Raw genomic sequence first — 22,457 nt, 5'->3', positions numbered from 1 at the left:
ATAAAAATATAATATCGATAAATTATGGCGAAAAATAATAGGCAGAATTATATACAGGAAGCTACTGGAATTAGAGTTGTTAGTATGTTTGTGCAGGAATTTTTTGGATGGGGATGGTTGCCTAATACACAAGAAAACGATGATGGGCTTGATGGCTTTATATATGTAAGAGATAGTACGGGAAGAGACCTTGGTATTAAGATACATGTTCAAATTAAGTCAGGTCTTTCCTACTATAAAGGTATTGATAACAAAGATCGGCTGAAATTGCAGCCATATTCTCCCAAAAGTACTCTTGAAAAACATCTTAAAATTTATGCTAAACAAGTTGAACCAACAATTCTTGTGTATGTAACAAGTGAATGGGAAGGTAAAAAAGATCTATATCGACCTTGGGCTTGGTGGGTAAGAATGGATAATTATAAATACGACAATTCGGCCTATGTATACATTGATCGCAAACAAAGGTTTGGGGAACATTCCAAAAAAGATTTATATAATCTTGTTAGCAAGTCATTGAAATGGACAGAATGTAAAACTATTCATGCATCGTCTGATGATAATAAACATTTTAATACAATTGGTAATATTAAAGCTGCAGCTAAAAGTATTTACGATAGTCTTAGAACGAAAGACATATTTTGTCCAGCTTTAAAAAATGCTAAAGTTGTATTCAATCGTATAGGTTGGCATCATATATGTAATGGCAAACGGGGGCTGGGAAGAATAAGAAATTCATTTGGTTTGATGCCAATAGTACCCCAAATCATTGAAAATACGGATAATTGGATATATGCTAGAAAATCTCAATACGCTAATCAAAATCATGTTTTTTATACGCTACGAGCAAATGTTATTATTAAGAATGAAAGCTATAAAGTTCAAGTAATTATAAGGCGGCAAAGTAATTCTGCTGGCATCCATAAATACATTTTCTATAGTGTCCACATAGTCAACAAATAAAAAAGGTAAGAATAAAGACCATGTTTACGACACTTAAGGTGATCGAACCCGCGTTAAACGCATTAAACGAGTTGTCCTTACTCCTACCTAAATACAAAGGTACAAAAACATAGAATTTATATATGAAAAAATTGACTTTCTACTATTATAATTTTATTTTTTTTGCATTTTAATTAATTGAGATTATTATGAATCAATGCAAATAAATATCTATGTTATTGTTAGTTAGTATAATACTTTCTTATTATATTATAATTTTTTACAAATCCTCATCACAACTACCACCATCATGATTCCAAAAATCGTTATAAATCCGCAGCAAGCAATTGTCTTCCAAACCAATCCAGAATGCAAAAATTCTACATTCGCCACTATCATACAGACCAAGAAAGAGGATAGGGCTATTAGAATGACAATCAAAATATAAAATGCCTTATATGATAGATAAATGCGGTTATCCATTTGAACAATCCTCTGCTCTGCCTCTGTGCACTTGATCTCAATTTGGTCAATGAACTGGCCAAGAACGGTATTGCCAAATTTTACAGCCTGTTCTTGCGTATCCTGGGTAATAGACAACTTGTATTTTCCTAGTAAATCTACCAATGCGGTAAGATCCGTCCTCAATCCATACACATTGTCATTCAACTCGGCAAGTTCTTTTACGTTTATACCAAGCAGACGTTTTTCTTCTTCAAGATATTCATTTTGAGGAGTACTTTTGGTAACCTGCACTTCCTTCATTTCAGCGGTAAAATCAAATTTCTTTTTCATAAGCTCATCGTTTTAATCCAGTTTTCGGTTTCTTTCCTAAAGTACGAATGGCAGCACGGGCACATCTTTTTGCCCATAAGAGATCATCCTCGTCCTTATCTCTCCATGGTAATTCGCTTTGTGAACCACCGCCACCTCCGGTTGGTGCATTGGGGACTTCCAGCAATCCGACAAATATTACTACTGCCATATCGGTTAACTCCTGTGAATTGGAGACGAAACGATAATCAAATTCATCGTTAAAATGGTTGAGTACCTTTTCTGGAATGTAGAACCGATGTTCCTGACCTTCGTGACTCAATGTATAGGGAACCGTATTCGGATTGTAGATCTTATATTTGGTATAGTCAGCGGATGCCGATGGCTTCTGAATCTGTCTCGAATCAGTATCTTTAGGTTTGTTATTCGCTGCAATACCTGACCTATAATGAAGTTTCTCCCATGTGGCAGGAAGTTTTGAAACCATCAAGTTTCTACCAATACCCAGATCGGAAGCTTTGTATTTCGTCCTTCCTTTCATGATTGCATATCCGTGAAGAATACCATCATCGTCCTTTCGCTCATGTATGGTGTATCCTTTCTTTGTCAATGCTGCTTTGTATTCATCCCATGACCATGATGACATGGATTTAAGGACATTCATACAATCCCGTGTAACCAATGGCATGTTGACATTTCTTACCTGTTTTGCTGTTGTCCATCCACGTTTCTTTGCCACTCTTTCTGCTGCCCACTGGGCACGAAAGTGTATATTGTGGTCGTTGTTAATCTTTCCGTCTTCATCCATCCTGCAAACAGCAGCATGAAGATGAGGAACTCCGCTATTGGATTCCATATGGAGCCAGACTGTGTATTTGCTGTTGGCCAGATTGGTCGGACTGTTTAGTACTTTCCCGTCCTTGTCTTTGAACGCTTGTTTGTCAAACTCTTTAGCGAAATCCTGCCAAAGTTTTTGCCAGTCTTCAATGGTAAAGCCCTTGGTATGTTCGGGTGACGGACTAAGTTCAATTCTGATGACTGAGTTCTTCACCGGACGGAAGCGGGAAAGAGTGAGTTGCATGGAATTCCAGACACCCATTGCATCTGGTTCCGATGGCATCATATTGTCCAATACCCGATAGATTTTTTCCGGATGTTTTTTATTATGTGATTCGCCGGTTATATAACGGATGTCGTTTATGCCATGCGATATTGCTTTAGCCTTTGCGATCATGATTCTTCAGTTTTATTATTGGTTGGAATACTGTTTGGCTCTTTTACGGAATTTAGGAACTGGCAGACATTTTCTGCCACATTGCCAAGCTCCTTCAGCCAGTTCACCATAAATGGAATCTGGTTGAACATCGTGTGCCGTTGGCTTGCACTCATTCCATGAAGGGCTGATGTGTATTTTACCAGGTCAGCACGGCAGTTGTCCAGATTCTGCAGCAGTGCAGCTTCTTCTTTGGAGAGTCTTGCCTTTGGCTTATAATTATATGCCCGCGCAAGCAGATAATCGCTTACGGTCATTCCGCATTGTTCGGCCAGTGATTTGATATGTTCTTTCTGTCGGGGGCTGACTTTGGCCCCGATAAATACGGTTCTCCTGTTGTCCGGAGTCTCGTTCTGTTCTGTTTGTTTTATTATTTCTTTTTCCATGAAAATCTAATATTATAACGGGTTAAGGTGCGAGCCTGCGAGTACCGCACCGGCGAAGTGGCTAAGCCGGCGAGAGCGCCAATGTACAACCATAACGGAGTGGAGGTTATACCTTGGCATATCTCGCAACAGATACCTGTTGAAACTGCACGGCAAGCCGTGTCGTATATACAAATGAAATAGGCATTTCTACTACTACCATAAACGATATAAGTATTCTGGTTATCCAATAAAAGGGGAGAGGATGAATATTCCCTATAACGTCTTTATGACTTTGCTTTATTCTAATATGTACACTCTGCCAATAAAGTAAAGCCGGATTCAATAATGGCTGTCTGGGTTAATTTTATATTCCTTTCCCTCTTTTATGACCATCCTTTTGTTACTGAGGAAGGTGGCAACTTTAACTGCTTTGTTATGTCCCAGCTTAATGTCCTGCAGGGCATATCCTTCCTTCAGCCGTTCCAGATAATTGTCATAACTAGTAATACAGACGTTTGTAAAAGCTGCGTCCAGAGCTGCCCGATGCACGCCCTCGGAAATTTCCTTGTACGGATCAAACGGTTCTTTTGCAGGTCTTCCGATTTTCTTTTCCTGGGGCTGATAGGAATCCAGCAGTTCAGGTAAGACTTCATCGTTTATACGGAAAGCAAACGGTTCAAATTCCCGGTCACGGATATGAATGGCTTCTACTACACTTACTGTCCTGTCCATTTTGTCCACTTCTACTTGCATGACTGTTTCAGCTTTGTTGTTCAGTTCCGTGCCGATGTGACCACGGGCATTCTCGTCATTCTTGTTCTGATGGAGAATGGTATGAATGTGAATCTGGCGGTCATCCGTCCATTGCATGAATCTGGAAATAATATCGGTCGCTTCACTGGGGGAATTGATGTCATAAAGAAAGTCTCGGATGCCATCTATAATCACCAGTCCGAGATCGGGGATTGTGCCGATAGCTTGTTCGACTATAGCCAGACGTATCGGAGGGGCGTATTTGCGCAAAGCCAGCATAATCAGATTGTCTGGATTCTTGTCCTCCGGGAGTCCGGCAAGGCGCAGGATTCTTTTCAATACCTTCTGGCAATGATGGCGTCCCTGTTCTGTATCAATGTACAGAACAGTTCGCTTATCTTCTGGAAATGATGAACGGTATTTCAGCACTGTTCCGTTTTTCAATGCCGATGCTGCAATGGCTGTAACGTTAAAAGTTTTCTTACTTTTGGCCTTGCCTATAGAGGCACTGAAGTTCCCCAGTGTACCGATTGCGGCATCATCTACCATCAATACAACCGGTGACTGTTCATAAGCTCCGTTTGCACTTACAGCAGATTCCTCCATATAAGCGGTCAATTCCTCGTCAGTAGGAATTCTAATGTCTGTCTTGTCCATAGGCCTTACACGTTTTTAGGGTTAGCCTTACGACGGGTGGCAGCAAGCATCTGTGTCTGTTCTTCTTCAAAAGTCAGTGGAACCTGTACCTTTCTTCCGGTCTCAAGCCATTTGTCCAGTTCATCACGATAGACAAAAAGATGTTTGCCTTGTTTGATTACAGGAATACCCCCATGCTTGACCTTATAATAAAATGAGGATTTGGATATGCCAAGGTAGGTACATACTTCATCCACCGTCATAGGAACGTGATGGTTCTCTTTGACCTTGTTTTGGACTGCCAGACTGTTTTTCAATACAGTTTCCAGACTTTCAATTCTCTTACATAATTCACCTACAACTGTAGGTAAATCGTTAAAGGTTAAATTTTTAAAATGCATAATGTCTTTATTTGTTGTGTTTAAATACGCCACAAACTAAATCAATGACATTATGCAGAAAAATAGGAGACGAGAATCATTTTCCGGTCTGTATTAATTCATTATTTTCTCACACTGCGCTTTGTTTATAAGAGTATAATCAAATTTAAAATCATCATATTTTGGACTGTCAATAGGAATCTGACTGTGTATGGTATCTTTGAGATTCTTGACAAGGTATCCCAAGGTTGCATTTTTTAATTCATTAGGGAATATAGTTTTTATGAAATTGGCTCTTTCTGATAATGATATACCTAACCGTTCGCCTATATTCCAGACAAAATGTCTTAATGAAGGTGATGTAAGAGGAGTTTCCATTTTTGAACGGATGGGTTTATACAAATCTGATTGCCCACTTGCCAAATGGTCTATATTTTCATGTAGTATAAGCAGATTCTCTTTGGTGAGAAATTTTGCGGTAGAATAGGTGACATATTCATGAATAGCTTTTATAATCATTATTTTTTCTCCAGTTCTTCCTTCTGAATTTCTTCCATACGGCTTTCGAATCCCTGTAGATATGAAAAAGCTTCGGGTTTAACTTCTGAGGTAGGTTGTTGCTCTAAAACTTTTACTTCTTTCGAATCATCATGTTTCTCTGATATTGTAATGGATGTAACGATTTCAGAGCTGGCAGCTTTGTTTTTTGTAGTATCAGTATTTTTTGTCTTTTCCGGTAATTCAATCATTGAAATAACTTCTGTTGCATTGCTAACTTCAATCATTTTTATATCTGAAACTTCTACAGTTGGTTCACTGCATTCTTCAATTATCATATCTGGTTTGGGAATAACTTTGTCAGGTATAGAATTTCTTTGATTATCAGAAAAGATCTGTGGACATTCATCCGTAAGGAATATATAGAATACACGTTGTAATCCTCCACACGTTGTGATTATTACAACAGTTCCTAATATTATAGGTGTTGTATATCTGGTCAGATCTATCTGGTGATTAATGTACAGATATGTTGCAATTACTGAAAAAAGGATACAACTTACTGCAAGTATGAAACTTGTCTTTCGTGCCGATAATTTAATATTGTTTGTCATGTTCCGTAATTATATGTATTAGTTTTTGTGGCAAATATATTTTCTATTTCCAAATAGTTGTAATTAGTGACAGATAATCGTTGAGATTTTAAGAAAAATAAGCCTAAAGTACGAAAATCATACTCTAAATCATACTATAATCATACTTTAGGCCTATTATTTATATAGAATACAGACTGCTATCCTTTCCTTTTTAGGGTAATCTTGTTGCTCGCTTCACGCTTGTTGCTGTCCACTACTTTCATGTATCTTTGGGTCGTGGTTATGCTCTTGTGAGCCATCATACTTTGTATGGTACGGATGTCGGTCCCTGCAGCTCCTTGCAGGGTTGCGAATGTTCTACGATACGAATGGAATGTTATATTCTTGGTGATTCCGGCAGAACGAATCCATTCCTTCATGGGAACCTGGGTCCAGCACCTTTTCAGACCTTTGAATACCAAACCTTTCTTCTCAGGTGAGTATTCTATTAGCTTCAGAGCTTCATCACTAATGGGGATGATGTCTTCCGTCTTTGTCTTCTGCGTGATGGTGTGTACACATTTTCCTCCTGCTGCAAAATCAACGATTTCCTCCCAGCAGAGAGTAAGTATGTCACTGAGTCTCAAACTGGTCAGGCACGAAAAGAGGGAAGCAGTTTTTAGAACTGGTATCTTGCATGGCGTTTCGGCCAGACAGTACAATTCCTCAACACTCAGATAGTCCTTTACCACATCTTCCGGTTCAATCTTTTCCAGAAAATCATTTATGTTTGCCTTGATCAGCCGATTGCGATAGAGAATTTTCAGGAATCCTCTGAATGTGGACCAGTAGCCGGACGCAGAGTTTCGTGTAATATATCCATCCCGTTTTAGCTGTCTGGCATTGAGCAGATATTCACGAAACTTGTTGCACAGCTCCACATCAATTTCTTCGAAAGTACATTTGCCATGTACGAAGTTATAGAAGTGCTGATAAACGAATTCCCATTTCTGGTCGTGCTTGGGAAGTTGCTTACGGTAGTATTCCAGAAAGTCTGCCTTATATTTTCTTTTGTCAAAGAAATCATATCGTTCGTTTACGATAGCTTCAAAGCGCCGGCATCGGATGGCTTCTGCTTTCTCTGACATGGTTGCATTGAAGTCACGTTCCCGCTGATTCTTCGGATTTGCATAGATATAAATGTTCAAACCTTCGTGACGGATAGTCTTCATCGTTTCCTGGTCACGGTAGCCCGGATAATAGTCCAGATAGAAGGAAAGCATACCATTTTTTAACGGGCGGGTTCTCAAAGTTACAGTTTTACATTCTGACATAGTTACAAATGTTATTAGTTGACTTAATTTTTGCGGTGAAGATGCACAATGACTTTATGCAGACCGCATTCAGTATAAAATCATTTTCCAGTCTGTATATCTGTCTGTACAGATTCATTATCTGGCGCCCATAATGTGGTCAAATTCCACTTTCAGGAATCTCACAAAGCGCCCTTTTTTCTCCCGTTTTATTTCGTGGAATTGCAGAATGCCGTAAACTGAATCCCGTGTGAGACTATACTTCTTCATGGCTTCCTGCACGGTATAATATTCTGAAGAATCATCTTCGGTTGTCTTCTTGGACAGATCGAAATGAAGTTTTGAGTAGAATATCTGGCCGTGCTCTTTCTTTGAAGGGATGTTGTTGCGGTAAACATGTGAACGGATGGCTACACGTGTCATCCCATAGTTTTTCTCGGTTTCCTCCGGAGTGTACCATTCGGTCAAGGCGTCATCCGTCTTATATTTGGCAAATGCCGCATCTATGTGCTTTTTACTGTAATAATTGAACTGGCGGATTCTGACTTTGGGAATATTGTTTTGCCGGGTATAGGTCCACACCCATTTGGCGTTGACTTTGTACTTTTCCGCAATCTGTTCAGCGGTATAATACTCGGTAACGTCAAATTCATCTTTTGGTCTGAGAACTTCATAAGGTTTTGTTTTCAGCATAAGTTCGATGTCGGTTCTTCTGATGAGCGACATTCTTGAACTGAGCCTTGATGCACGAAGTTTGTCCTCTTTTACCAATTTATAGACATACTGGCGAGAAACTCCCATTAGTCTGGCTGCTTGAGAAAAGGTAAAGTATTCCTGGCTCTCCAGTTTGTTCTTTACCTCCAGCATTTCCTGAAATTCGCGCATTTCCATTCTACGTTCCTTCATACGGTGTTTGTAACCTCTTTTGGAACATTGTGGACTACAATAATTAGTAGTGGTCTTTTTTGCCATGAAAGGCTTGCCGCACCACTGGCAGATTCTTTTTACTTCCATTTTTGTTATTCTCCATATTTTAGTGAAACATGAGCTTTTTACAGCTCGGATAATTTCCCTTTTTGTCTACTCACGTAAACCATTGTCAACACACGTCAACAAATGCGTCAGTGTGACATCGGGCAAAAGCCCTTAATTGTTCCGCGGTAGAAATACGGTAGAAAAATATGGTGAACAACAGTATACAACTGTTTATAGCTGAATTTTTGGCAAATAAAAAAGCCGCTGAAAATCAGCGACTTCATTATAGTTGGTTCTAATTCGTTGCAGTTGATTACAATATCCTACTTGCCGATGCAGAATATTTATTTACCCACGCAAACAATGTTGCCTTGTTGTAAGTTATTGAATATCAGTATTTAATTTTATATTGTTATATCATTGAGGGACAAACTGGGGACAAAATTTTGCATACCAAAAGAAAGAAAACTAATAAGACCCTTTGAAAAACGAAGTGTTGAAATTCAAGGGATGTTTTTTGTCCCTCGTGTTTCTTCCGTTTGTCCCTAACTTGTCCCTCGTGTCAGAGGTTAGGTTTGATATAGTTTCTGAAACGCCCGATTCCATGAGAACAGTAAGTTTAGTTTGGTTTTTGTATATATAATCAAGTTCTAAACTAAACTGCTTTTGGGGCGTATCTCTCATTGAGGAGCGTTGTGCCTTTTTTCTTTTGGCCAGCAAAAAGAAAAATAACAGTTGTAATCCATATAGATGGTCTTTCAATTATAATTCCTTTTGGCTTTTTCTTTATCATCGTCTTTCGGGTTGGCTGAATAAGAATTGTGTCGCGAAGGTATATGTCCTGTCTTTCTTCTTCGCAAGGTCAAGCCTGCCGGTTCCAGTCAAAATCTCCACACTCGGTTTTCAACTGAGGTAGTATTTTGTCTATGAAACCTTGCAAGAAGAGCCATGACACCTTTCAATGCGACATAATTTTAATCAAACCCGAAAGTAGCTGATGCTAACAAAGGGAAAAGTAAAAACTTAAATAAAAACGATTATGGCAAATTATGCGACTAACATCTTCTACGCAAGTACGGAGAACGAGAAAGACCTTGATATGGTGGAGAAATTTTTGGATGACACCTTTGGCGACTGTTACTTAGACAGAGGTGAAGATTACATTGAGGGGGAGTTTTCCTCGAAGTGGGACTATCCTGAAAAGGAGATAAACGAGATGATTTCTCTTTTGGAGGACAAAGACAAAATCTACATCCGAGTGCTGACACACGAACTCTGCAACGAGTATGTAAATTTCCAAGTATTCTCAGACGGAGAATGGTCATACAGATAACCCTAAAAATCAATCGGACTATGTTTTACGAGGAAGAACAAGCAACAGACATTATCGGGTGTCCCTGCACTTTGCTGAACCCCTATGATGGATATACGGATGGCGAAGTGGTTGGCGATTATGGCTATGAGATAGTGGTAAGGCTCAACAACGGCAAAGAGGTAGTGGAATACCGGGACGAAGTGCTAATCTATGACTAATGGAGGATTGACATATGATGACACCGATAGCGACACGGTTTGTGGATTGGGATATTCCCGAACTTTCAACTCTGCAAGACAGCAAGGTATATCAGTTGAGAAAACAACTCAACGAGGGCGTTCCTATGTGCCGGCAGCAAAAGAATTGGCTGACAAACAGTGTGAACAGCAATGCTTATTTCAAAAGGTCTGTTCCGCTAATGGGCTACCGTTTTGACTTCTCGGATGTATTGAAACGTTTTTTTGTCAAGCAATATGGGCATATTGCCGAATACTATGCGGTTGATAAGACCGCATTGAGAGCATTCCTTTGTGGAAGAATTGATGAAATAATTGAGATAACCGATTAACCCCAAATATTATGTTGTACGATTATAGACAAGAAAGCAAAACGCCTATGCTTCTGACTTTGGCTAATGGCAATACCATTGAAGGTGAATTTATAGACTTGCGGATAGAGACCGACACGTTACCCAAAGGTAAACTTTGGTATCACATCAGACACACGGACGATGATTGGACGGAACCTGCCTCGTTGAAGAACGGTTGCGTGGTGGTCAATTTCTGTGGCACCTTCATTTGCGACCCCATCAACGATTTCCCCTGTGGACAAGAACTGGAGATAACCGACTGGTCATATCTGGAATGATGACAGGCTTCAGGCGAATGGCAGCACGGAGGATTTTTCTCTATGTTGCCATTTTTTGCTATTGACCGATATGCCATACATGGCAATCGACTTTTGTAATTCAGGCTTGCAGAAGCAAGCCTGACCACCATTTGTAAATATGCCTTGTTCTGTATAGTCGGCAATACTCCTTTTATAGATATGATACTCCATACTTCGCCAATGGCGACCAAGGCGGCTTTGTTCGGTGAAAGCAGGACTTCTGCTTTATTTTCTTTTCTGAGGCATCCCTGTCTTGTCGGCTGTTAAAGTTGGAAGCGACTATTCTGATGCGGTTTTCGGCTGTTCGTCAAGTCGGTCTGTTCTTCGGGGCGGCATACTCCACGGCAGAATGCTCTTGGCAGGCTTGCGGCATAAGTGCAAGGCATTGTTTGGCATCCACGTTTGGCGGTCATACCCGTTCCTCCCAATCATACTTCTTCTTTTGGGCTATAGCCGAAGCACTCTTTCAAACTTGCGTTCACGGACGGATGCAGTCTTGTTTACGAACCTTGCTCGTTTGTTTTTATCAATCCGTTTCACGCAATCGCTTTGGGTCGTGTTATCATACATTTTTCCGTTGCAAAGTTAGTATGCAGCCGGGTACGGCTAAAAGCCTTGGTCAATGGCGTAGCCTCACAAATCTTCCTTTATCGAACCTGTGGTTTTGACGGCTTGCGCTGACAAAAATAAAGAGTATTTGCTTGCTATCCTTGCTGCAACCCTATACTGCACTCACTTATGTTGGCAGCGTAAAAATAATTTTAATAACAACTTAAAGCATTGTAATATGAAACAGATTGAGAACAATTTCGCAGTTTCAGGATTCGTTGGTAAAGACGCAGAAATCCGTCAGTTCGCAAACGCAAGTGTGGCACGCTTCTCATTGGCAGTAAGCCGTCAGGAGAAGAATGGGGAGGAAGCAAAGCGCGTGTCCGCCTTCATCAACGTGGAAGCCTGGCGAAACAACGCCAACACCGAATCGCTCACCCAAATCACCAAGGGCGTTCTGCTGACCGTGGAGGGGTACTTCAAACCCGAAGAATGGACCGACAAAGACGGCGTAAAACACAATCGCATTGTCATGGTCGCCAACAAGTTCTACCCGACTCCCGACAAGACGGAGGCTCCGGCAGAACCGGAAAAGAAAACTCAAAAAGGCAAGAAGTAATTCCTGCCTCGCCCTAATAAACAAAGCGGCTTCGGTCGCTTTTGTTTTTGCTCGTATGATAACCCTATTATAGCCAAAGGTTCGCTATTATAATTTATCACCCATCCCGTAAACGGCTTCTTCTAATCTTCCTAAAGAGACTTGTTATGTTTTGCAATGTTGCACGTTGCTCCACTCTCACAAGACTCTTTTACGGAACCGCCGATGCAAAAAGATTTACCAACCGCTCCAAGACTCCGTTTTATCCTGGTTGCCAAAACCTTTTGCCTCAAATCGGGCTTGCAGAAGAAACTCGCTTACTGCCCGCCCTTGATGATTTTTTCCGTTATATTTTCAGGATAGGTTTTATCTATTAAGGTGTAGTCTAACCCATGTTTGCGGCATTGCTCCCAATATTTGTTGTTCTCACGTATCAGTTCTTCTTTGGTGGCATGGTGTCAGGCAAACGCTTTTCTATGATATTCTCATATTTCTGAATATCCGTGTAATGGAGGTCGATATATTCTTTTGACATAACCAGGCACTGATAGTCGATCTCGCTCAGATATTGAGACGAGAAATCCTTTGACCAGTCAAAAGGAATATACCCGCCTTCCACTATCAGATTCTGATTGTTCTCAATGACGGTTTTTATGATTTCCCGGACGATTGGCCAAAGGATTTTCTGAAGCTCATTGTCGTCTTCCGGAGTTAATGTAGTGTTTCCGCTTCTTATCAACCCCATTTTCAAATGGTCAATGGAGAGATAGGGAAACTTATACTTTTCAAGGAGCTGTTGAGCCAGTCTTGTCTTGCCTGTATGGGTTGCCCCCATGATGAGAATAATCATATTCGCTTTGTGATTTGATGTATAATTCAATATGAGGGAGAATTAAAACTTTAACCCACGACCGTCGCAGTGCAGATATGGCAGTCAGACAGAGATCGCTTCTCGATACTCATCAGCCCTATCTGTCTCTTCGATAGTCGCTTTTACTCCATCCTACGAGAAGTGCCCTTACTATTTTGATGAACACCCATAATGCCAATAATGTAATTATCGTTTCTCCCATACTGCTGTTATATTTTCGGTTTACCGCTTATAAAGATACGAAAAAACCACGTTAAAAACAAATGTATTTGGCTAAATGTCAATCGAATATGGATATTATTAGTGTTGTCATTATTGTGCAGACAACGTTCTGGCAATATCTATTAAAATGGTCATAGAGATTATTGTTTGCAAAACATCAATTTGAAAAAAGCAATACATTCATTATGCAATTCCTTCGTTAAATTACAGATGTTAATTTTTGCTTGTTTAAGTCTGATTGCACGAATGTCTTTTGCAGTTGGCTCCTTTCCTTCATTTACAACAAATGCACCTTGGTTTTTTCTATTAGTAGGCCAATCTACAAAAGCTTTATGATTTTCGCGGGCTACATATTGTTCAAACTCATATTGCATATACTTTAACCCAGTTATTTGGATATTACCATGCAGCGAAGTCCAATGACCATTAAATGTTGCTGGTTGTGTGACTCGCCATAATTGTTCTGTCACGAACCATTGTATATAAATTGAATTGATCCAAGGCTCATGTGTGAAATTATTACACCAGTTATTTAACATTTCAAGAGTCTTTATTGGCACGGGTACAATTATTGACCATAAATTATTTGTTCCGGCAGCTTTACATGTATTTTTGTCTTTGGTTTTATATTGATTGATAAATTTCCAACCTATCTGTGTAAATTGTTTTAATGTGTCTCCATTCTGATTCTTTATTCTGTAATATCCTATTGCATTACGCCACATAATTTCCAATGCTTGACGTATAAGAATGGCAGCATGAGGACGTAAATCTCTAAAAGGTAAATCTTTTATGTCAGGATGCTGTTCAAGCCAAAAAACAGAGTTAATCATTGTTCTCCTATCAAAAAGATTAATATTTGGATTTCTCCCAATATTAGCAGCCCTTATTAGGGGTTTTATGGGTTCTGTACCTCCACAAGCTTTAAATTTCCCTAATTGTTGGTTGTAGTTTTTTAACGCAATAATATACTCATAAGCAGATAGGACATGCTGAGCATCTGTCATTACATCCAAAAATAATGTTTGATACCTTTCTGCGTATTGCGGCTTAATATTAGCCTTTAATTTCTCTGCAAATTTGCCAAGTGTGTATAAATGTATTTTTAAAGGTTCAATTGCTTTGCTGTAATTATCAAAGTTGAATTCTTTGAGACTTAAAAGAACAATTGCTATATCATCATCTGAATACACTTTGCCATTCATTTCGTGATTTCTAAACGAAATAATAGAATCGAGCATGTGTACAAATTCGTTATACGCATTTGTATAATTCTTGCTTTCCATTTCTTTTGAAATGGTATTACATAGATTAAAGATTGTATTTATCATAGATTAATATAGCTGTGATTACTTGGGGTTAATTATCAATCTTACAAATAGGGCGTTGTCTTTGTGAGGATTCCTTATAAATTAATTTTATTAGTCTTTCTGTTTGCGTTTGCCCAGTGGTCCGCTGAATTTCCCACGATTGAGCGAAACACCGTATTTGTTGAGAATACGGAACACGGAACTGCGGCTGTTGAATCCGCTTACTTTCCAGATGTCATCAATGGAATGACCGTTGTTGTACATCGCCACGATGGTCCTTTCCCGTTCTGCCTTGCTGATGTTCTTCTCTTTGGTCGGCTGGTTAATATTCTGTTTCAGGTGGATGATGTGGGCTGAAGCCTTGCGCAGCGCGGCGCACTCTTCCGGCAGAGAGCCGAACATCTCCAACACATCCGAAGCCTTGGTTTCCGAGAACAAGTCCCCACGACTGTCAATCTTGTCGTGTATGGAGATAATCCGAACCACTTTCACACGGCAAAACTCGATGAAAGCCGCCAGCTCACGGGAACCACGCAGGGCATTGCTGAATTTTGAGACAACCAGTTCGTCCCCACGCTCCAGACTAGCCATAAGCTGTTTCCATTGCGGGCGCAGTTTCTCGTGTCCGTTCTCTTCCTCCACCACTTGTATACAACCGTATTGTTCCATCCATTCCTTGTCAGCGTTGAAGCTGTCATAACAGGCCGCCTTGAATATGTAACCTACTTTTGCCATATCAGTGTTCAATGCTAAATGATACCAACTGCAAATGTACAAAGTTTAATCTGAATAAAATCATACTTACAGAAATAATTTATGATAATTATACTTTGTGTTTGCATTTGTTTTTCTCTTCTTTATTCAGCCGATTATACTTGAAAGTATGAAAAAGAAAGTATATTAAAGTTTGATTTGCAAGTATAATTATATGAAGTTTTATACTTACATTTGCCGCCATAATTCAATAATAACCGTATGTATAAAGGCTTATCCGAAATGAAACCAGAAAGAAGAATGAAGAGTGCAGGCTGCCTGTCATACTCAAAAAGGCAAATCGTGCCTTCCAAATGTATTGCCGTGTGTTTTGCCACTTTCGCGTTAGTGTCATGCGAGAAAAACAACGGTCACAGTATGTTTCAGACAAGTGAAAGTGCTGTCAATTCTTATAGAGCGTATTTGTCCGAAATGCGCAGCGTGGAATCCCTTTCGACTGAGCATTTGATAGAGGCTGTCAACGATTGGCAGACGCTTCGGGATTCGGTTTTTGCCTGTGTCGCAAAAGACACGGCAAACCGTATTCACTCCAATCATGAAAACACCATACATTCGTTGCATGACTCCTTGCAGGCAGAGTTTATCCGTTTGGCCCATTCAACCCCAAAAACATTCAAGGATGTATTGCTCATCAGGGAACGGACTTCCCCTTACAGGCAAGATGCGGAACTGGCAAAAACTGTAGAGGCGGCAAAACCATTCTTTGATTCTTTGGATTCCATACAGCCTTATCAAAGGACAGCCAAGAATATAGTATCCGCTTATGAAACTTTTCTCGCCAAAACAATGGAATCCGGAATATGCAGCAATGAAGAACTGCTCGCATTTATCAGGGAAGAAGACAGTTTTTTCCGTTCCTTCCTTGCCCATCTGCCGGAACTTGCCGGTGCCGACCTTTCTGCCATCACGCATCGCACGGAGAAATGTTGCCTTTCAGTGTTCCAATCGGCAGAGAGTGGCAGGCTGCCGTACCAAGATGCCCTGATATATTTTACCAAACGCACCAACCGGAGAATTGTCCTCAATGCGTCGGCTTGCATGGATGACATCAACCATGACAGGGTCAGGACAGCTACGCAGGCACGTGCCTATGTCTGGATGTTATTGCAACCCTATATCGCATTGGATGGTTTCGGAATGGCCGTGCTGTCCGACAAGGAGAAGGCGATATTATACGATGTGGCAGAACAAATGCCGTCCATAATGACCGGACTCAACAGGATTACCGGCACGGACAACAGCCAATGGGAATCATTGCCGGACCTGCTTGTAAAGGTCATGCTCACTTCCATCTGAAAAACAGGAACAAATAAAAATACAACGATATGCTACAACTTTTTTACGAAGATTTCCTTTCATTCGTGCCGCTCCAGCTTCCGCAACTGCTGGATGTGACCACTATGGAGCAACCCCGGTTCTATGACGATTATGTCCTGCTGTCTTTCCCCCTTGCGGAACAATACGATCTGGAAGAAGTGATGGACATTTTGGAGGATGACATGGAAATGATAATCCTTTACCACCATATCCCGACAGGAGCCACCGCCTTTGGCAGCAGCACCTGTGCCTATTCCAATCCGACTTTCGGGCAGATGTTCAAGATGAATGCCAGGACAACGGACACCGGCAAGGTTGACCGCATCGATGTGACCATCTATGACTCCTTGGAGTTCATGTGTTCCGACATCTGCCTTGACCTGAAACTCCACGAACAAAGCGGCTACTTCAAATACCGCAGGAACAAGGAAGAATTGCTCGCGGAGTTTATATGAGACGGACGATATACCTGCAAATGCTTTACCTAATAAATATGCACCGAAGTTGGGTCGTCGTGGACGACAGCCGCAGTTATGCGCCGCGTATCATCTTCAAGCGAGGCAGGGTGATTCTATGCGCATTCCGTGTCATCCGTCTCAGGGCTATCTATGACCACAATGGCTATGGGCGTGGCACGAAATGGAGCATATCCGAATACGAACTGGACAAGGCATTGGCATTGTATCGCAAGAGGAATCCCGAAGTCAAGGCCCGCCTGAAGAAAGGCGCGTCCTATCTTGAAGCCAAAGATGCCGAAGCCATCGTGGAGATTGCCACATACGGCTTGGTCAGATTGGAACTGTCCGATTTGCCGTTATTCAAACAATATTGATTATACAATACCAGACATTATGATTTGGATCATCATCGAATTTCTTTTCCCGGCATTGCTCATCGCATTGCCATTGACATTGTACAAGAGTAACCGCCCCCTTATGACGAAGTTCTATTTAAGAATGACCGCAAGCGGGAGCGCACGGAAACTGTACGCGCGTTGTATGCTCATACTTATTCTTTTGTACCACTATGTTTATGCAGGAGGGCATTTCGGCGAATGGGGTATTCTGGCATCTACCACGTTTTGTGCCATTCTATTCTCGTTCAGACGTGCCGACAGATGGCTGACCAGACTTCACGAGGAACGGAAGATATTCTTTCTGACAGCAGTACTCGTATTGACAACCTGTGCAGTCCCACATCTGCACACCGTGGCAGTCACGCTTGCCTTTCTTCTTTTGGCTGCCATGTTCTATCCCTCCCGGAACGTGCTGTCAAAATGGACGGATGAAGAAAACCGGATAAGGTGGATGAATAATCCGAAGATTGTGTCCGAATACTACTATTGACATCATCACGCAACGCTGCCATGAACAAGTGGATAGTGGCAGTTTGATCACATCCACAGATAGTCAAATTAAAAATCAACAGAAATGACGAAAGACAAGAATAGACAGGCCAATCAAGTATTGGCAGACATGGAGTTCTTCGACTACCTCAAAGAGAAAGTCGGAGACCGGAAGACCAAGACAGGAGCTTACCACGACCTGTTGGAAAAGTGTGCGGCAGGGTTTGTCGCTCCTTTCCTGAAGAATCACGAATATGTGTTGCAGGCAGACCAATGCCACGTGACTATCACTGACCTTGCAGTGGAATGGCACTGGCACAGGGCTAAGGTCAGGACATTCCTCGACAAATTGGAGGATATGGGGCATATACACCGGACACGGTTCGCCAAGAGTGTGGTCATTACAATGGCGTTCAACAAATGCGACATTGGAAATACCACAGCCCCTTATAATGACCAGGCAAGGACACGCCCTTCCGATGAAATGGATGTGGCTTTGTCCAAATGGATAACCGGCAATTTGTCGGATTTGCAGATGGGTGATATTTGTGAACAATATTACGGAGTTCTACTGAAACAGGCTGCCGATGGCTCCCATGCTGATGGTTTTGGCAACGAAACATTTCCAGCGGACAAATCAACAGACGGACTTAACCAGGAACTTGTCGAGCGCATAGCCATGGCCGCATTGAAGCGTACCATACGAAATTCACGCTTCGACAACCCGGCAGCTTTTATAGACTTCTTTAACCGCAAATTGGCCGGAGATTGGTCTTCGCTATTGGAAGCATCAAGGAAGACCGCCCAAATGCTTCTATTTGGCGAAGACGGTATCGCTGATGATGCTTCCGGTGAGGAAGAGACGCTGCTTGCGCTACGCAAACCGTTCAAAGCTCTGTTGGCAGAATATCTGGAGCGTACCCTTCCCATTTTATAGACTCCACAACCCGTGTCGTAAGTCAAAACTATTGTATAACCACGGACAAACCGTGATACCCTACGTTTGCAGGCTTGCCGTTACAATCGTGCAGCAGTGCTTGCACGTTATCCAAACAGAGGGAAGTAGGGGTAACTCAATACCCCACATGACAAAGTCCTGTGGGAGAAGTGCCCGGGCAAGCAGCAAGCTGGGGCGGACGGGTTGTCCATAAAGACGAGAAATATGGCTGAAAAATCATGGCAGGTGATGCACATGAACGTGATGAAAGGGTTCAGTGCCGCACAGAGCAACGAACACCAGCGCAACTGGACTGAACGCGGTTGGGAAAACGCCATAGCAAAAGGAACGTATGACCGCCGGAGGGAATGCTTGAATTTCGAGGTCGTCAAAGGATGCAGGATCCAACCGGTGGACAAGAACTTGTCCATTCCTGAACGCATGGCAGAAAACCTTCTGCAACGTGGCATAAAAGACCCGAATGAGGGTTTGCCCGAACCGAAATTCCGTACTGTCGTAGATTTCATTTTGGGCGGGTCAAAGAACCAGATGCGCCAACTGGCGTTCGGGAACCAGGAGGTAGTGTATGGGGCAGGTGATAATCCGGAAAATGCCACACTCAAAAGGATGCCTGAAATAGAGCTTTGGGCAAAGGATATGTACCGGTTCATGAGTGAACGTTTCGGTGAGGAGAACATCATCGGCTGTTATGTACATCTTGATGAGACTTCGCCGCATATGCACCTAACCTTATTGCCAATCCAAGATAAGAAGTTTGCATTCAAGAAAATGTTTGCAGGAAAGGACAAACTGGAGTTTTCCGCGAGAACAAAGATGTTACATGACGAACTTTCGGAAGTGAACAGGAAATGGAACCTGGAAAGAGGCAGGAATGTCTCCGAGACCGGTGCCAGGCATCGTACCACAGAAGAATACCGTCGGCATCTTTCGGCAGAGTGTACCAATATCGAGGAACAGATTGTCCGGCATCAAAAGGCGTTGTCCGACCTCAAAGTGGAAATAAGCCTGGCGGAACGCAGGGTGAAAGGCTTGACTTCCATGGTGGATAACCTCCGGAAAGCGAAAGCGGAAAAGGAATCCCAACTGTCGGCATTGGAACGCACCCTGCAATCCCATCAGGGAGATGCTGCCGCCATTGTTGCCGAAAAGGAACGGTTGGAGAAAGAACTGGCTTCTATCCGGACCAAACTGGCAGACAAGCAGGACAAGCTACGAACGGCTGACCAGCAACTTGAAACCCTCAAAATGGATATGGATGCCATCGGTGAACGCACGGAAGAGTTGAAAGGCGAAGCCTATAAGTACAGCCGTGAAATCCACTCCAATGTGGATGTGCTTCTCAAAGACGTGATGTTGGAAACTTTGGTGAGAGAACATTCTGCAAGATTGGCTGCCATGGGAGTTTCCGGGCAATCACAATTTGAAGGCTCATTGCTGCAAAGCCTGACGGAGCAGGGAACAGACGTGATGTATTGTGCCACGCTTCTGTTTCTCGGCATGGTCAATGATGCCACCACTTTTGCCAAAACGCACGGAGGCGGTGGAAGTTCCAGTGACCTCAAATGGGGTCGCGATGAGGACGAGGACAACCGTGCATGGGCAAGGCGTTGCATGATGATGGCAAGCAGGATGATGCGCCCGGCTTCCGGCAAGAAACAGAAAAGATAACCGGCAGGAAATGGTTTCCTGCATTGGATATGGATCAAAAAAAATAATTGAAGAAGAATGAGAAAGAAAATAGTATTTGTTCTGGCAGCGGCAGCAATGTGCCGCTCATTGCAAGCGAATGCGGATGTACGGCCTGTTCCACAGGATAGTGTACATTGTGAATCCCATACGGACAAGGAGCTGATGTTTCAACCCATAGACCCGACTTATCACAAGGGGGTGCTGGTGACTTCGCCTTGGAACGGCAACTGGTTTGTCAGCCTGCAAGGTGGTGCGGGTGCTTTTATCGGCAAACCGATTGGATGTGCCGACCTGTTCGACAGGGTTCAGCCATCGTTGTCCGCATCGATCGGCAAATGGTTCACTCCCCAGATTGGGACAAGAATCGGCTATAACGGTTGGCGGTTCAAGGACTGTAACCTTGCCTCCGGCGATTATCATCATTTACATGCGGATTTGATGTATAATGTTCTTGGAGGACAATATGCCAAGAAAGAAAATCCTCGTTGGGGCATTGTCCCATACATCGGTCTTGGGCTTATGTATAATCCCCAAAACGGACAGAAGCCCTTTGCCGTTTCTTATGGCGTACAAGGGCAATACCGCATCTGCAAACGGCTGACTGTCTTGTTGGATATTGGCAATGTTTCCACTTTTCAGGGTTTTGACGGATATGGAAACGCCAACCGCTTCGGTGACAATATGTTTTCCGTTTCTGCCGGATTATCCTTCACGATTGGCAGGGTAGGATGGAAACGAGCAGAGGACGCAACCCCTTATATTCGGCAGAACGAGTGGCTGGTAGAGTATGCTTCTGAGCTGACCGAAAGCAACCGCAGGTATGCCGGGCAACATGACAGGGATGTACGGACATTGAACGAACTGAAGAAAATTCTGGAGATTGAAGGCTTGCTTGAAAAGTACGGCCGGTTGTTTGACAACCGTGAGAATTTAAGCGGTGTTTATCCCAAAAACAATTACAGCGGATTGAACTCACTCCGGGCAAGGTTGAGAAACAGGCATTGGGACGGCAACTCGCCTTTGGCCAATGACAGCCTTGCGAATTGCTCCGGAACTGCCGAACCTGATGCCAGCGATAATGCAAATCTGGAAGATGCCCAATCGGGCAAATCTGCCAATGTCCCGGATTCGACAAACGCGAACGCTGACAGCATTTCCAGTTATAACCACTCAGATTGCCTCGCCATTATAAAATCCGGTAACGGGTGCATCGGTTCTCCGGTCTGTTTCTTTTTTGAAGTCGGCACTGCGGAGTTGACAGACAGATCACAGCTGGTCAATCTTGACGAATTGGCGCGTGTCGCAAAGAAATACGGACTGTCCGTTACCGTTATAGGTGCCGCTGATGCCGCCACTGGAACTGCCGTTATAAACGATGCGTTGAGCATATCAAGAGCCGATTATATCGCCACGGAACTGGTTAAACGCGGACTGGCAGTTGAGCATATCTCTAAGGTAGGAAAAGGTGGAATCTCAGATTATAATCCTACGGAAGCCAACAGGCTTACGAAAGTTATGCTTTTTATTAAACGATAAAATAGTTCAAGATGAAAATATATCATTACAATAACTGGCATATTAGGGCAAATGACGGGCGTTATACGCCAAGATACGCCGTATTACCCATTATAAAATACTTGCCGCAGAAAGCAATCATATGGTGTCCGTTTGATACTGAAAACAGCGAGTTCGTATTGGCCTTGAAAGAATATGGATTTAATGTCATACACTCCCATATTGCATACGGGAAAGATTTTTATACTTATGAACCGGAATGTTGGGATATTATCGTCTCTAATCCGCCTTTCAGCAACAAAAGGCAAGTTTTTGAACGCTGCCTTTCTTTCGATAAACCTTTTGCGTTGATTATGTCAAATCTCGCATTGAATGATTCTTTTCCTTGCAGATTGTTTAAGGACAAGGAGTTGCAACTGCTTATGTTTGACAAACGCATACAGTATAACCTGCTAGAGCGAATACCTTTTGCATCAAGTTATTTCTGTCACAAGTTATTACCAAAACAGATTGTCTTTGAGAATCTTGATATTGTCAAGGGACAAATGAGCAGGATGTACAAGGATATGGAGGATTTCGTGAAATAGCGTTAACCAAGACACTTGAACAAGAAAGTATT

Annotated in this window: 26 protein-coding genes and 1 pseudogene; 14 read left to right on the top strand and 13 right to left on the bottom strand. The window is 42.2% G+C overall.

Annotated features, from left to right (window positions below; all coding sequences use genetic code 11):
* Window positions 1-24: 24 nt before the first annotated feature.
* Window positions 25-963 carry a DUF4365 domain-containing protein gene (locus tag M3085_RS13285; protein ID WP_249053266.1) on the top strand — a complete coding sequence of 313 codons (939 nt, stop codon included), beginning with the start codon at window positions 25-27 and terminating at the stop codon, window positions 961-963.
* A gap of 249 nt (window positions 964-1,212) precedes the next feature.
* Here the strand turns inward: M3085_RS13285 and M3085_RS13280 are convergent, their stop codons facing one another.
* From M3085_RS13280 to M3085_RS13240, 9 genes are all read right to left on the bottom strand, one after another.
* Complete coding sequence (locus tag M3085_RS13280; RefSeq protein WP_249053265.1) at window positions 1,213-1,737, bottom strand: hypothetical protein; 525 nt, start codon at window positions 1,735-1,737, stop codon at window positions 1,213-1,215.
* 4 nt (window positions 1,738-1,741) lie between these two features.
* Window positions 1,742-2,950 carry a plasmid recombination protein gene (locus M3085_RS13275; RefSeq protein ID WP_249053264.1) on the bottom strand — a complete coding sequence of 403 codons (1,209 nt, stop codon included), beginning with the start codon at window positions 2,948-2,950 and terminating at the stop codon, window positions 1,742-1,744.
* On the bottom strand, window positions 2,947-3,375 hold the full coding sequence (locus M3085_RS13270; protein WP_154042645.1) for a plasmid mobilization protein: 429 nt from the start codon (window positions 3,373-3,375) through the stop codon (window positions 2,947-2,949). Before M3085_RS13270 ends, M3085_RS13275 begins: the two co-directional genes overlap by 4 nt.
* A 321-nt stretch (window positions 3,376-3,696) precedes the next feature.
* Window positions 3,697-4,767, bottom strand: a complete 1,071-nt coding sequence (locus tag M3085_RS13265) for an AAA family ATPase (RefSeq protein WP_249053263.1) — start codon at window positions 4,765-4,767, stop codon at window positions 3,697-3,699.
* Window positions 4,768-4,772: 5 nt separating this feature from the next.
* Window positions 4,773-5,147 carry a helix-turn-helix domain-containing protein gene (locus M3085_RS13260; protein WP_151203602.1) on the bottom strand — a complete coding sequence of 125 codons (375 nt, stop codon included), beginning with the start codon at window positions 5,145-5,147 and terminating at the stop codon, window positions 4,773-4,775.
* A gap of 93 nt (window positions 5,148-5,240) precedes the next feature.
* Window positions 5,241-5,645, bottom strand: coding sequence for a hypothetical protein (locus M3085_RS13255; protein WP_249053262.1), 405 nt, complete (start codon window positions 5,643-5,645; stop codon window positions 5,241-5,243).
* Window positions 5,645-6,238 carry a hypothetical protein gene (locus M3085_RS13250; RefSeq protein ID WP_249053261.1) on the bottom strand — a complete coding sequence of 198 codons (594 nt, stop codon included), beginning with the start codon at window positions 6,236-6,238 and terminating at the stop codon, window positions 5,645-5,647. The genes M3085_RS13255 and M3085_RS13250 overlap by 1 nt, the downstream gene beginning before the upstream one ends.
* A gap of 179 nt (window positions 6,239-6,417) precedes the next feature.
* Complete coding sequence (locus M3085_RS13245) at window positions 6,418-7,533, bottom strand: site-specific integrase (RefSeq protein ID WP_154042648.1); 1,116 nt, start codon at window positions 7,531-7,533, stop codon at window positions 6,418-6,420.
* A gap of 117 nt (window positions 7,534-7,650) precedes the next feature.
* Complete coding sequence (locus tag M3085_RS13240) at window positions 7,651-8,526, bottom strand: helix-turn-helix domain-containing protein (protein WP_249053260.1); 876 nt, start codon at window positions 8,524-8,526, stop codon at window positions 7,651-7,653.
* A 1,000-nt stretch (window positions 8,527-9,526) separates the two neighbouring features.
* Between M3085_RS13240 and M3085_RS13235 the strand changes: the two genes are divergently transcribed.
* From M3085_RS13235 to M3085_RS13220, 4 genes are read left to right on the top strand one after another with little or no spacing between them, the layout of a single operon-like run.
* On the top strand, window positions 9,527-9,820 hold the full coding sequence (locus M3085_RS13235; RefSeq protein ID WP_249053259.1) for a hypothetical protein: 294 nt from the start codon (window positions 9,527-9,529) through the stop codon (window positions 9,818-9,820).
* 20 nt (window positions 9,821-9,840) lie between these two features.
* Complete coding sequence (locus tag M3085_RS13230) at window positions 9,841-10,020, top strand: hypothetical protein (protein ID WP_057317467.1); 180 nt, start codon at window positions 9,841-9,843, stop codon at window positions 10,018-10,020.
* Window positions 10,021-10,037: 17 nt separating this feature from the next.
* Window positions 10,038-10,370: a molybdenum ABC transporter ATP-binding protein gene (locus tag M3085_RS13225; protein ID WP_249053267.1), complete on the top strand. Its 333-nt coding sequence runs from the start codon at window positions 10,038-10,040 to the stop codon at window positions 10,368-10,370.
* Between the two features lie 47 nt (window positions 10,371-10,417).
* Window positions 10,418-10,669 carry an LPD28 domain-containing protein gene (locus M3085_RS13220; RefSeq protein WP_249053258.1) on the top strand — a complete coding sequence of 84 codons (252 nt, stop codon included), beginning with the start codon at window positions 10,418-10,420 and terminating at the stop codon, window positions 10,667-10,669.
* Window positions 10,670-10,969: 300 nt separating this feature from the next.
* Here M3085_RS13220 and M3085_RS13215 read toward each other — a convergent pair whose 3' ends face one another.
* Window positions 10,970-11,122 carry a hypothetical protein gene (locus M3085_RS13215; RefSeq protein WP_249053257.1) on the bottom strand — a complete coding sequence of 51 codons (153 nt, stop codon included), beginning with the start codon at window positions 11,120-11,122 and terminating at the stop codon, window positions 10,970-10,972.
* A 355-nt stretch (window positions 11,123-11,477) separates the two neighbouring features.
* On the opposite strand from M3085_RS13215, the gene M3085_RS13210 reads away from it, so the two are divergent.
* The gene (locus M3085_RS13210) at window positions 11,478-11,858 is read left to right on the top strand and encodes a single-stranded DNA-binding protein (protein WP_009036696.1); all 381 of its coding nucleotides are present in this window, start codon (window positions 11,478-11,480) and stop codon (window positions 11,856-11,858) included.
* A gap of 296 nt (window positions 11,859-12,154) precedes the next feature.
* Here the strand turns inward: M3085_RS13210 and M3085_RS13205 are convergent.
* The 3 genes and pseudogenes from M3085_RS13205 to M3085_RS13195 all read right to left on the bottom strand — a co-directional run bounded on the left by M3085_RS13205 (window position 12,155) and on the right by M3085_RS13195 (window position 14,975).
* A pseudogene (locus tag M3085_RS13205) lies at window positions 12,155-12,687 on the bottom strand (adenylate kinase).
* Between the two features lie 383 nt (window positions 12,688-13,070).
* Window positions 13,071-14,216 (bottom strand): hypothetical protein, encoded by a 1,146-nt coding sequence (locus M3085_RS13200; RefSeq protein ID WP_249053256.1) that lies wholly within the window; start codon window positions 14,214-14,216, stop codon window positions 13,071-13,073.
* 135 nt (window positions 14,217-14,351) lie between these two features.
* A complete protein-coding gene (locus M3085_RS13195) occupies window positions 14,352-14,975 on the bottom strand; it encodes a recombinase family protein (RefSeq protein ID WP_249053255.1) in 624 nt (207 codons plus the stop codon).
* Window positions 14,976-15,371: 396 nt separating this feature from the next.
* Here M3085_RS13195 and M3085_RS13190 point away from each other — a divergent pair, with 396 nt between their 5' ends.
* From M3085_RS13190 to M3085_RS13155, 8 genes are all read left to right on the top strand, one after another.
* Window positions 15,372-16,310 (top strand): hypothetical protein, encoded by a 939-nt coding sequence (locus M3085_RS13190; protein WP_249053254.1) that lies wholly within the window; start codon window positions 15,372-15,374, stop codon window positions 16,308-16,310.
* 29 nt (window positions 16,311-16,339) lie between these two features.
* Complete coding sequence (locus M3085_RS13185; protein WP_249053253.1) at window positions 16,340-16,786, top strand: hypothetical protein; 447 nt, start codon at window positions 16,340-16,342, stop codon at window positions 16,784-16,786.
* Between the two features lie 38 nt (window positions 16,787-16,824).
* Entirely contained in the window at window positions 16,825-17,163 is a 339-nt protein-coding gene (locus M3085_RS13180) for a hypothetical protein (RefSeq protein ID WP_249053252.1), read from the top strand.
* Between the two features lie 19 nt (window positions 17,164-17,182).
* Window positions 17,183-17,677, top strand: coding sequence for a hypothetical protein (locus tag M3085_RS13175; RefSeq protein ID WP_249053251.1), 495 nt, complete (start codon window positions 17,183-17,185; stop codon window positions 17,675-17,677).
* Window positions 17,678-17,761: 84 nt separating this feature from the next.
* Window positions 17,762-18,613: a MarR family transcriptional regulator gene (locus M3085_RS13170; protein ID WP_249053250.1), complete on the top strand. Its 852-nt coding sequence runs from the start codon at window positions 17,762-17,764 to the stop codon at window positions 18,611-18,613.
* Window positions 18,614-18,838: 225 nt separating this feature from the next.
* Window positions 18,839-20,302, top strand: coding sequence for a MobV family relaxase (gene mobV, locus M3085_RS13165; protein ID WP_249053249.1), 1,464 nt, complete (start codon window positions 18,839-18,841; stop codon window positions 20,300-20,302).
* Window positions 20,303-20,359: 57 nt separating this feature from the next.
* Window positions 20,360-21,859, top strand: coding sequence for an OmpA family protein (locus tag M3085_RS13160; protein WP_249053248.1), 1,500 nt, complete (start codon window positions 20,360-20,362; stop codon window positions 21,857-21,859).
* An 11-nt stretch (window positions 21,860-21,870) separates the two neighbouring features.
* The gene (locus M3085_RS13155; protein WP_249053247.1) at window positions 21,871-22,425 is read left to right on the top strand and encodes a tRNA (adenine-N(6)-)-methyltransferase; all 555 of its coding nucleotides are present in this window, start codon (window positions 21,871-21,873) and stop codon (window positions 22,423-22,425) included.
* Window positions 22,426-22,457: the final 32 nt, after the last annotated feature.

Origin of the sequence: Bacteroides caecicola (genome assembly GCF_023337095.1) — a bacterium.
Lineage (GTDB): Bacteria > Bacteroidota > Bacteroidia > Bacteroidales > Bacteroidaceae > Phocaeicola > Phocaeicola gallinarum.
Note: the sequence above shows the minus strand (reverse complement) of the source record. Positions and strands in the feature narration are given on the sequence as shown.

What these genes read in the sequence shown, in the direction of transcription:
- M3085_RS13285 (WP_249053266.1), top strand. Translation starts at nt 25, where the DNA reads ATGGCGAAAAATAATAGGCAGAATTATATACAGGAAGCTACTGGAATT.
- M3085_RS13280 (WP_249053265.1), bottom strand. Translation starts at nt 1,737, where the DNA reads ATGAAAAAGAAATTTGATTTTACCGCTGAAATGAAGGAAGTGCAGGTT.
- M3085_RS13275 (WP_249053264.1), bottom strand. Translation starts at nt 2,950, where the DNA reads ATGATCGCAAAGGCTAAAGCAATATCGCATGGCATAAACGACATCCGT.
- M3085_RS13270 (WP_154042645.1), bottom strand. Translation starts at nt 3,375, where the DNA reads ATGGAAAAAGAAATAATAAAACAAACAGAACAGAACGAGACTCCGGAC.
- M3085_RS13265 (WP_249053263.1), bottom strand. Translation starts at nt 4,767, where the DNA reads ATGGACAAGACAGACATTAGAATTCCTACTGACGAGGAATTGACCGCT.
- M3085_RS13260 (WP_151203602.1), bottom strand. Translation starts at nt 5,147, where the DNA reads ATGCATTTTAAAAATTTAACCTTTAACGATTTACCTACAGTTGTAGGT.
- M3085_RS13255 (WP_249053262.1), bottom strand. Translation starts at nt 5,645, where the DNA reads ATGATTATAAAAGCTATTCATGAATATGTCACCTATTCTACCGCAAAA.
- M3085_RS13250 (WP_249053261.1), bottom strand. Translation starts at nt 6,238, where the DNA reads ATGACAAACAATATTAAATTATCGGCACGAAAGACAAGTTTCATACTT.
- M3085_RS13245 (WP_154042648.1), bottom strand. Translation starts at nt 7,533, where the DNA reads ATGTCAGAATGTAAAACTGTAACTTTGAGAACCCGCCCGTTAAAAAAT.
- M3085_RS13240 (WP_249053260.1), bottom strand. Translation starts at nt 8,526, where the DNA reads ATGGAAGTAAAAAGAATCTGCCAGTGGTGCGGCAAGCCTTTCATGGCA.
- M3085_RS13235 (WP_249053259.1), top strand. Translation starts at nt 9,527, where the DNA reads ATGGCAAATTATGCGACTAACATCTTCTACGCAAGTACGGAGAACGAG.
- M3085_RS13230 (WP_057317467.1), top strand. Translation starts at nt 9,841, where the DNA reads ATGTTTTACGAGGAAGAACAAGCAACAGACATTATCGGGTGTCCCTGC.
- M3085_RS13225 (WP_249053267.1), top strand. Translation starts at nt 10,038, where the DNA reads ATGACACCGATAGCGACACGGTTTGTGGATTGGGATATTCCCGAACTT.
- M3085_RS13220 (WP_249053258.1), top strand. Translation starts at nt 10,418, where the DNA reads ATGCTTCTGACTTTGGCTAATGGCAATACCATTGAAGGTGAATTTATA.
- M3085_RS13215 (WP_249053257.1), bottom strand. Translation starts at nt 11,122, where the DNA reads ATGATTGGGAGGAACGGGTATGACCGCCAAACGTGGATGCCAAACAAT.
- M3085_RS13210 (WP_009036696.1), top strand. Translation starts at nt 11,478, where the DNA reads ATGAAACAGATTGAGAACAATTTCGCAGTTTCAGGATTCGTTGGTAAA.
- M3085_RS13200 (WP_249053256.1), bottom strand. Translation starts at nt 14,216, where the DNA reads ATGGAAAGCAAGAATTATACAAATGCGTATAACGAATTTGTACACATG.
- M3085_RS13195 (WP_249053255.1), bottom strand. Translation starts at nt 14,975, where the DNA reads ATGGCAAAAGTAGGTTACATATTCAAGGCGGCCTGTTATGACAGCTTC.
- M3085_RS13190 (WP_249053254.1), top strand. Translation starts at nt 15,372, where the DNA reads ATGTTTCAGACAAGTGAAAGTGCTGTCAATTCTTATAGAGCGTATTTG.
- M3085_RS13185 (WP_249053253.1), top strand. Translation starts at nt 16,340, where the DNA reads ATGCTACAACTTTTTTACGAAGATTTCCTTTCATTCGTGCCGCTCCAG.
- M3085_RS13180 (WP_249053252.1), top strand. Translation starts at nt 16,825, where the DNA reads ATGCACCGAAGTTGGGTCGTCGTGGACGACAGCCGCAGTTATGCGCCG.
- M3085_RS13175 (WP_249053251.1), top strand. Translation starts at nt 17,183, where the DNA reads ATGATTTGGATCATCATCGAATTTCTTTTCCCGGCATTGCTCATCGCA.
- M3085_RS13170 (WP_249053250.1), top strand. Translation starts at nt 17,762, where the DNA reads ATGACGAAAGACAAGAATAGACAGGCCAATCAAGTATTGGCAGACATG.
- mobV (WP_249053249.1), top strand. Translation starts at nt 18,839, where the DNA reads ATGGCTGAAAAATCATGGCAGGTGATGCACATGAACGTGATGAAAGGG.
- M3085_RS13160 (WP_249053248.1), top strand. Translation starts at nt 20,360, where the DNA reads ATGAGAAAGAAAATAGTATTTGTTCTGGCAGCGGCAGCAATGTGCCGC.
- M3085_RS13155 (WP_249053247.1), top strand. Translation starts at nt 21,871, where the DNA reads ATGAAAATATATCATTACAATAACTGGCATATTAGGGCAAATGACGGG.